Here is an 8,069-nt window from a genome sequence, read left to right as displayed (position 1 = left end):
CATTTTTTTTATGACCGTTGATCACGAATGAGAGGCGGAAAAACTCCTGCCGCCCTTCCGCATTTCGCCTGGTTTCACGCAAAACAGTGCTTTATCTTCACTGTTGAAGCGACATAAACCATCATAAATGCCCTTAGAAACTGTCGCAAATGGTCATCATTGCGACATAAACGCGCTTCGCTTTTCACCCGTTACGTCACTCACAGTCAGGGAACACGAAACACCTATTCCGCTTAGACAGCAGCATTCCCGCACTCATGCTCCCTGTTTATTAGGGTCAAGCACGTATGCAGATCCGCGTCGTTTCAAAGTGCTTTCCAATTTTCACCACTGTCGAATTCCACACGGAACTGGTATAATAAACAGAATGAATGACTGCAGATTTCAACTCTGATAACATTTCGGATGTGATCAGAACGAATGTTGTTAGAAATAATTTTGAAAGGGAGACACCATGACCAACCGCAACCGCCTGGAAGAGCTGATCGGCGCTTTGGAACAGCAGCGCGATGAAATTGCCTTGAAAATTCATCTCGGCAAAAAAGAAGCGCGGGATGAATGGGAGCAGGTCACAGACAAACTCGATCAATTAAAGGACGACTACAAACCGACCAAAGACGCTGTGAAAGAATCTGCCGGCAGCGTTGTAGATGCGATGTTAAACGTCGGCAAAGAAATCCAGGAAAGTTTTCACCGCATTCGCAAGTCACTCTGATGGAATTCTGATGCGACTGTGAACAGTATCGCTATCAAAGCGCTGATCAATCATTGTTCAGCGCTTTGAGCCAGATCGAATTCAAGCGCAGCCCCTGAATCCCGGCCGCATGCGTTGCCTGCACGGTCAGCGTCTGCGTTCCTTTGTTCAACTCCAGAATGCCGGCGGTTGTTTTGAAAAACACGTTCTGAGTCGTGCTCATGGGTAGTTCACAAAGAAGCTGTTTTTCGCCGACCGAGATCTGCAACTGCCCCGGTTCAGATGATTCCGATCGATAACCATAACTCAATTCAACCGCATAACGGCCCGCTTTCAAGACATTGAGCTGCCAGGTCGCTGTCCCTTTATTCGACTGCCAGCCGTCGATTGTATCCCAGTCGTATCCGTCAAATGAATATTCCAGCCCTTCCCCTTTGAGAATCGCCCAGCTTGGCTGCAGTTCGACCTCTGGTTCCTGCGCATCGCCCACCGGGATCGCTGTCGGCTGATAAACCTGCCCCGCCGTCACCTCGTTAAACCAGCTCAGAAATTCGCTCCGTAACTTCTCTGTTTCTTCCGGATACTGCCGCGATAAGTCTTTCGTCTCGCCCGGGTCCGCCTGCAGATCATACAATTGTCCCGCCGGTTCCGCACGTTGTCCTTTTCCCGCGGGATCATGTCCGACCAGTTTGAAACGTTCGCCGTGAATCGACCAGCGATGGTAAGGGTTCGGCGTATAGCGGTCCCACGTATGATACAGATACTCGTGTGGCGATTTGCCCGCTCCCTGTTCCATCAATGACAGAATCGACGTGCCGTCCAGCTTGAGTCCTTCGGGAACTTTCACCCCCGCCAGCGCGCAGAACGTGGGAAACAGATCGGTTTGCGCGACCATGGCATCGGTCGTTTTACCCGCCGGAAAATGTCCCGGCCAGCGCACCACAAACGGCACCCGCGTGCCCCCTTCATAGGCACTTGCTTTACTCCCCTTTAAACCGGCTTTGAATCCGCGACTCACGCCGCCGTTGTCGCTGGTAAAAATCACCACCGTTTCCTGATCCAGTCCCAGTTTCTTGACGGACTGCAGCAAGCGGTTCAGATTCAAATCAATCCGTTCGACCATCGCATAAATCCGCGCTTCGCGTAACGGCAATCCTTTCGCGAGATATTTTTCAATCAGTTTATCCCCCTCAGGCTGACCGAAATGCGACGTATCCAGCAGGAACGGCGAATGCGGTGCATTGTAAGCGAGGTAACAGAAGAACGGCTTTTCTTTGTAACGCGTGATGAAATCAATGGCGGCATCGGTAAACAGATCGGTCACATACCCGCGGGTCTCGACCGGCGCACCATTCACCACGACCTGATCCGGATTTGTATAGCGTTCAATGTGTCCGTAATAATGACCGAAGAAATGATCAAAGCCCCGCCGATGCGGCTGATACTGCGCATAACGTCCCAGATGCCATTTTCCGAACAGCCCTGTCTGATAACCGGCGGACTTTAGCACCTGTGCGATCGTTGTCTCATGCTGCCCCAGTGTATCGCCGCCAAACCGCGTGTTATACAGGCCCGTCCGCAGATAATGCCGCCCCGTCATCAACCCGGCCCGCGTCGGTGCACAAACCATATTCGCATAGAACCGGGTGAACGTCACGCCCTCGGCCGCCATCCGGTCTATCGTCGGCGTTTCTATCAGAGGATTGCCCGAAATACCCGTATCCCAATATCCTTGATCGTCGGTCATCACCAGAATAATATTCGGCTGCCGCGATTTTTCTTTCGCATGAAGCGACTGCCGGTCAGCGCAGATCAGAGTGCAGATGAAAAACACAACCCAAGTCAGAATCGTTCGACGCGCATTCATGAATCTGCTTGACCTCAACTTTTGAATGAAAGAAAAGCGGATGCGTGAGCTCAAGCCTGCTTTAAACAGTTCTCAAGATACGCACGCGAGCGATTAATCTCGGCGGTCACTTCGTCGGCGGTGGGCAGAATCGGAATACCGCGCGGCACCGGATGCATGAAGATTTCCGTGCGGCCCTGATAGTTGATTTTCTTGAGCGCCGCTAAGATCGGTACAAAATTCAAATCGCCACGACCGGGCATTTGCATGAGTTCCTGTTCCTTGGGCAGCTTCTTGATACTGCCCATGCCATGCTGCCAGGCCTGAAAATGCACCAATCGCTCATCCAGATCGGTAATCAGTTTCGCGATCTGCGCCGGGTCCTGTTCCAGATGATAGGGTGCCAGCGCGATTCCGAAATTCTTCGCAGGCAGCGCTTCCATCAGCCAGAGTTGCGTATCCGGATCATTGATCAAACCGCCGCCATGATTTTCCAGACCGATGATCACACCCTTCTCGGCAGCCGCATCGACATGAGGTTTGAGTTTCTCAGCGAAGGTTTTGATACCCGCCTTCAGTTCTGCCCCCTTCAAACCTTTGGGACCGCCGCTGTTGCAGATGACCATGTCCCCGCCCAATTGCTGGACCAGATCCATCTCCCCCCGCATGTTAAACAGGCCGTATTTGAAACAGGTGAAGCTGCCGAGTTTGACATTGTACTTGTCAAACAACTGCTTTGTTTTTTCGATACCCAGTTCTGCAATCTGCTCGCGCTGATTGCCGTGCCGCTCTGCCCAGATCTCCAGATACTGCGCTCCGGTTTTGGGAACTTCCTGCAGAATCGTTTCCAGCGGCAGTTTGCCGTACAGGCAGGAGGCCACGATGTAATTCAACTGAAACGGTTTCGGAGTATTTTCCGTACCGGCTGCCAATACATTGCCGAGCAGCCCTGCAGAGCACGCGCTCCCTAAAAGCTGTTTGTTAAAATCACGACGACTGAGCTGATCGAACATGCGTTTGCTGCTTTCTGTTCCTGGATAGAATTGAAATCTGCTTAAGAAACGACCTTTTCCCCATCCTTCAGGAAAGGAACAACCAGATGTTTGGGCTGTTGTGTCTCAGGGTCGATTAAAGGCGCGGGCGAATATTGCGTTACATATGCCCGCCGCATTTTGTCCGTCGTGTTCGCGCCGCTGCGATGAAACGTCAGCGAGCTGAAAACGGCCAGACTGCCGGCAGGCACGATGGCGGTGACACCCGGTTCCTTGCCAAAATAACCGGTTTTATCGCCGGTCTCCGGGTCCTGAATGTGTTCGACCAGCGAACGAATGCCAACTGTGGAATAAGGCAGTACGTCAACGGTCCCGTTTTCGACGGTCATATCATCGACGGCTGCCCAGCAGGTCACATATGGGCGATGCCGAAAACCGAGATAACCCGAGTCCTGATGCCAGGAAAACTTGATCCCCTTCTCTGCCGCCTTGACCACATACTGATCATAAAACAGAAAAGCGGTTTCGCCGATCGTCGCTTTACAGATTTCCGCCATCAGATCGCCGAATACATACTCTTCCAGGCGCGGTGCCTGATCGTATTTCTTCGCGATGTGATAACGCTTGCCGCGGTGGCTGATGTGAATATGATCCGTTCCCAGACGATCCATCTCCTGATGCATGAGATCAATCAAATGATCGCAGGCATCCCGGATGATCTGCAGGTGTTCATCCGAAATCACCTTTTCCAGAATGAAATAGCCTTCTTCCTCAAACTGTTTTTTATGAGCTTCTGTTATGATGCCCGTTGAGACTGTCATCGTTCCTCCTTTTACCGAGATCGGTATGAACCGCGGCCAGGTAGCGTTTCTTAATTCGAACTGTCCTTAACTATGACGTATAACCGGGGCTAACGCCCTGCGGCTAATTTGACTTTTCTGCTATCGAAGTCCTGAAAACAAGGGTAACAGCACACCGTCGGCTACGGTGTATTATTACATAGCTAACATCGTACACCTCAAAATCAGGATCAGAACTATTATATAAATGCTACCGAACGCCGTGCGGCTGATCCGGTTTTGGGTAACTTCCCAACCGGAATACTCTATTAGCCGCAGGGCGTTAGCCCCGGTTCCTCCCCATTTGCAAAGACGAATTCGATTTAAGAAATATTACCTGGTGGAGTGTCATTTTAAAATTTTGTGATGGTTGACAAAGCACCTAACTGTCTTTGATCTCATAACCGGCCCGCTGTTCGCGTTTCAGCCAGGTGTTGGCTTCGGCGTCGTCCACAAACAGTTCCTGCTGCGGGTCCCAGGTCAGTTTTCGACCCAGGCGTTGCGAGATGTTTCCGATATGACAGACGCTGACTGAGCGATGCTGGTTCTGCACGCTGGAGATCGGCGTTTCCCGCGATTGAATACAGTCGAAGAAATTCCCCATGTGATTCACAATCGCATCGAGTTTGCCCATGCGCGGAGGCCGCGAGAGATTGTCATGGCCGTAAACCTTGAATGATTCACGCGACAAGGGGTTTTTCGCGAGATCTTCAACCGGTTTCCCGGCGATGGTCCCCCGGTTCACAAACAGCCGCCCTTCGTCCCCTTCGAACATCAGACCGGTCCGCCCGGTGTCGTTCACTTCCAGAATCACGCCGTTGGCATAACGGGCCTTCAAGTGATAATCGAGGGCCACATTGTAACCGTTTTCAAGATGCGGGAACGTCGCCGTCCCTTCGATATCGACGGGACCGGAATCCTGCATGCCGGCGGCCCATTGTGCGATGTCGATATGATGTGCGCCCCAGTCAGTCATCTGACCGCCCGAATATTCATACCACCAGCGGAACGTGTAATGGCTGCGTTCCTTGATGTAAGGCACTTCGGGAGTCTGTCCCTGCCACAGGTCCCAGTTCAAGACGGAAGGGACCGGCTCGGTTTTAAACGGCCCGCCGGTTTTATTCTTGCTGAGCGTGACCGTGATTTTTTTCAGGTCACCAATCCGTCCATCCTGCACCATTTCGACGGCCTGACGAAAACGGTGGTCACTGCGCTGCCAGGTTCCCACCTGCACGACGGCTTTGGTATCCTTGACGACTTTGTTGAGAATTTTGCCTTCGTCCACAGTCAGTGTTAAAGGTTTCTCACAGTACACGTCTTTGCCGGCACGACAGGCATCCATCAGCATTTTGGTGTGCCAATGATCGGGAGCACCAATCGTCACCACATCAATGTCCGCCTTCTCCAGCATCTCGCGGTAATCTTCGAAAAGCGTCGCTTTTCCGCCGAACTGCTTGCGTGCTTTTTCTGCGATTTCCCGATCCACATCTGCAATGGCTACGATGTCGCCATACTCCTGCGCTTTGTCGGCGATGACCGAACCCTGATACCGCATGCCGATCGAACCGATTTTCAATCGCTCATTCGGATTCCGGGATTTTTCCGCGCCACGTGCGGTATTCACGAAAACTCCTGGTGCAATACACGCCAATGGGAGTCCGGCCATTGCCGTTTTGACAAAGGTCCGGCGAGATAGTTTTTGTGAAGTCATCGCTCTCTCCTGTTTTTTACGCATTGAGTTCAAGACAATTTTTAATACTGATTTCGTGCTTCATCCAGCAGCTTCATCCACGGGCCAATATACTGCCCGTGATCGTGATAGGTACGACCGCTGACCATGTTTCCGTCAATCACGCACGCTGCATTGACAAAAATCCCGCCACAGACTTCCAGATCAAACTGGCACTTCGGCACGGTCGCCATGCGACGTCCTTTGACGCAACCGGCACGGGCTGGAATTTCTACGCCGTGACACACAGAAGCAATGGGTTTATTTTTTTCGAAGAAATGCTGCGTAATCCGGATCAGATCTGCATCCTCGCGAATATATTCGGGAGCGCGACCGCCGCTGAAGAAGATTCCGAGATACTCTTCTTCCTTGATATCTTTAAACGCGATATCCGCCTGAATCGTGTACCCTTCCCACTCTTTAGTGATGGTCCAGCCCGGTTTGACTTCGTGCAGCACCATCTGGTACAGCCTCTTTTCCGGTGCGGCAACGACAGGTTCATAGCCCCCTTCGATCAAGCGATAATAGGGATAAAGCGTGTCTACAGTTTCAGTTGCATCGCCAACGATGATTAACACTTTGTTCATTCAAAACATTCCTTCTACGTAAAATTCAAGCATTGAATTGGATTCCATTCTACAATCGAACCCAGACAGGTCATTACGGAAACTCATAAACATTATCAGGTTTTGCGTATATTATCAGCGTCCACAGTGCGAAACACCGCGATTTTCAGACAATCTCCCCCGTCTGCAGCTTAATGCATTTTGGCGCGAAACGCGCCCGGTGTTTCCCCGATTTTCTCTTTGAAAATCGTGCTGAAGTGTTGCGAGTGACGAAAACCGATGCGTTGTGAAACTTGCGAAAGGGACAGGTCCGTCGACGCCAGCAACTCCTTGGCCCGTTCGAGCTGGGTGCGGATGATCTCCCCTTTCGGGCTGCGTCCGATGGCCGCTTTCATCTGTCGTTCCAAAGCGGTTCGCGACATGGGGACCGCACTCAGGATATCCGTCACTTGAATTCCCTTGCAGGCATTTTCGCGAATGAATCGCAGTGCCAAGGCCAACTCGGGATCATCAACGGCAACCACATCGGAGGACTGGCGGGTGACAATTCCCAGCGGATTGATCAGAAACGGCTCCTGCGGCGCCGGTTCCCCTTTCATTAACCGGCTCAACAAAGTGGCTGCCTCATAACCGATGCGCGTGGAATTAAACGCGACGCTCGAAAGCGGAGGGCGGGCCATCATACAGAGGATGTCGTCATTCTCAACGCCGACGACGGCCACTTCGTCGGGCACCGAAATCCCCGCCCGGTCACAGGCATCCAGCAACCAGAACCCCAACTGATCGGTACACGCCATAATCCCGACCGGCTTAGGCAGCCCTTGAACCCATTTCACCATCTGCTCCTGATGTTTTTCCCATTCGCGGGGTACTTCGGAATCTTCGGGAGCCGAAAACACGCTCACGTCGTAGCCGGCATTCTCAACCGTTTGCACGTAATTATCGCGTCGCTGTTCAAAATAAACTTCAGTCCCGATTTCATAAACGCCAAAGTGGCGTATCCCCCGTTCCAGAAAATGTTCCGCCACCATCCGCCCCAGCGCCCGGTTATCAATACCCAGAAATGGAAATGCATGCTGCAGCTTCGTCGAACGCAGTTCGACCGTGGGAATCCCCGATGCGGTGATGGCGTCCGCCATTTCCTGGCTGGTGGTGCGACTCAGAATGCCGTCCCCTTTCCAGCGGGTAATCCAATCCGGGATCTGCGAATCCAGCGAACGCGGCATCACAAACACAGACCATTCCTCTTTTTCTGTGATGAATTGCCGGATGCCGTTTAATAAACCACGCCCATGCGAGCGTGACGTTTCGATGAACAAGGCCACATGGGGAATCGATGATTTTGCCATAGTTAGTGGGTGTCCCGAAAGTGGCTTCGTACGGAATTTTACGTGTTAAAGCAT

General features: G+C 52.1%; 7 protein-coding genes. 1 reads left to right on the top strand and 6 read right to left on the bottom strand.

From position 1 onward, the window contains the following. Positions 1–454: 454 nt before the first annotated feature. Positions 455–715 (top strand): hypothetical protein, encoded by a 261-nt coding sequence (locus tag Q0294_RS10690; protein WP_299464621.1) that lies wholly within the window; start codon positions 455–457, stop codon positions 713–715. A 46-nt stretch (positions 716–761) separates the two neighbouring features. Here Q0294_RS10690 and Q0294_RS10685 read toward each other — a convergent pair whose 3' ends face one another. From Q0294_RS10685 to Q0294_RS10660, 6 genes are all read right to left on the bottom strand, one after another. Beyond that, positions 762–2,561, bottom strand: a complete 1,800-nt coding sequence (locus Q0294_RS10685) for a sulfatase-like hydrolase/transferase (RefSeq protein ID WP_299464618.1) — start codon at positions 2,559–2,561, stop codon at positions 762–764. Between the two features lie 50 nt (positions 2,562–2,611). Then, the gene (locus Q0294_RS10680; RefSeq protein WP_299464615.1) at positions 2,612–3,553 is read right to left on the bottom strand and encodes a sugar phosphate isomerase/epimerase; all 942 of its coding nucleotides are present in this window, start codon (positions 3,551–3,553) and stop codon (positions 2,612–2,614) included. 41 nt (positions 3,554–3,594) lie between these two features. Next, on the bottom strand, positions 3,595–4,353 hold the full coding sequence (locus Q0294_RS10675) for a phytanoyl-CoA dioxygenase family protein (protein WP_299464612.1): 759 nt from the start codon (positions 4,351–4,353) through the stop codon (positions 3,595–3,597). 400 nt (positions 4,354–4,753) lie between these two features. After that, a complete protein-coding gene (locus Q0294_RS10670; RefSeq protein ID WP_299464609.1) occupies positions 4,754–6,082 on the bottom strand; it encodes a Gfo/Idh/MocA family oxidoreductase in 1,329 nt (442 codons plus the stop codon). Between the two features lie 41 nt (positions 6,083–6,123). After that, entirely contained in the window at positions 6,124–6,687 is a 564-nt protein-coding gene (locus tag Q0294_RS10665) for a DJ-1/PfpI family protein (protein ID WP_299464606.1), read from the bottom strand. A gap of 170 nt (positions 6,688–6,857) precedes the next feature. Then, complete coding sequence (locus tag Q0294_RS10660) at positions 6,858–8,015, bottom strand: XylR family transcriptional regulator (protein ID WP_299464603.1); 1,158 nt, start codon at positions 8,013–8,015, stop codon at positions 6,858–6,860. Positions 8,016–8,069: the final 54 nt, after the last annotated feature.

Source organism: uncultured Gimesia sp., assembly GCF_937919775.1.
Classification (GTDB): domain Bacteria; phylum Planctomycetota; class Planctomycetia; order Planctomycetales; family Planctomycetaceae; genus Gimesia.
Note: the sequence above shows the minus strand (reverse complement) of the source record. Positions and strands in the feature narration are given on the sequence as shown.

Bases quoted from the DNA above. Each gene is read 5' to 3' on its own strand.
- Q0294_RS10685 (WP_299464618.1), bottom strand. From the start codon at position 2,561: ATGAATGCGCGTCGAACGATTCTGACTTGGGTTGTGTTTTTCATCTGC.
- Q0294_RS10660 (WP_299464603.1), bottom strand. From the start codon at position 8,015: ATGGCAAAATCATCGATTCCCCATGTGGCCTTGTTCATCGAAACGTCA.
- Q0294_RS10690 (WP_299464621.1), top strand. From the start codon at position 455: ATGACCAACCGCAACCGCCTGGAAGAGCTGATCGGCGCTTTGGAACAG.
- Q0294_RS10680 (WP_299464615.1), bottom strand. From the start codon at position 3,553: ATGTTCGATCAGCTCAGTCGTCGTGATTTTAACAAACAGCTTTTAGGG.
- Q0294_RS10670 (WP_299464609.1), bottom strand. From the start codon at position 6,082: ATGACTTCACAAAAACTATCTCGCCGGACCTTTGTCAAAACGGCAATG.
- Q0294_RS10665 (WP_299464606.1), bottom strand. From the start codon at position 6,687: ATGAACAAAGTGTTAATCATCGTTGGCGATGCAACTGAAACTGTAGAC.
- Q0294_RS10675 (WP_299464612.1), bottom strand. From the start codon at position 4,353: ATGACAGTCTCAACGGGCATCATAACAGAAGCTCATAAAAAACAGTTT.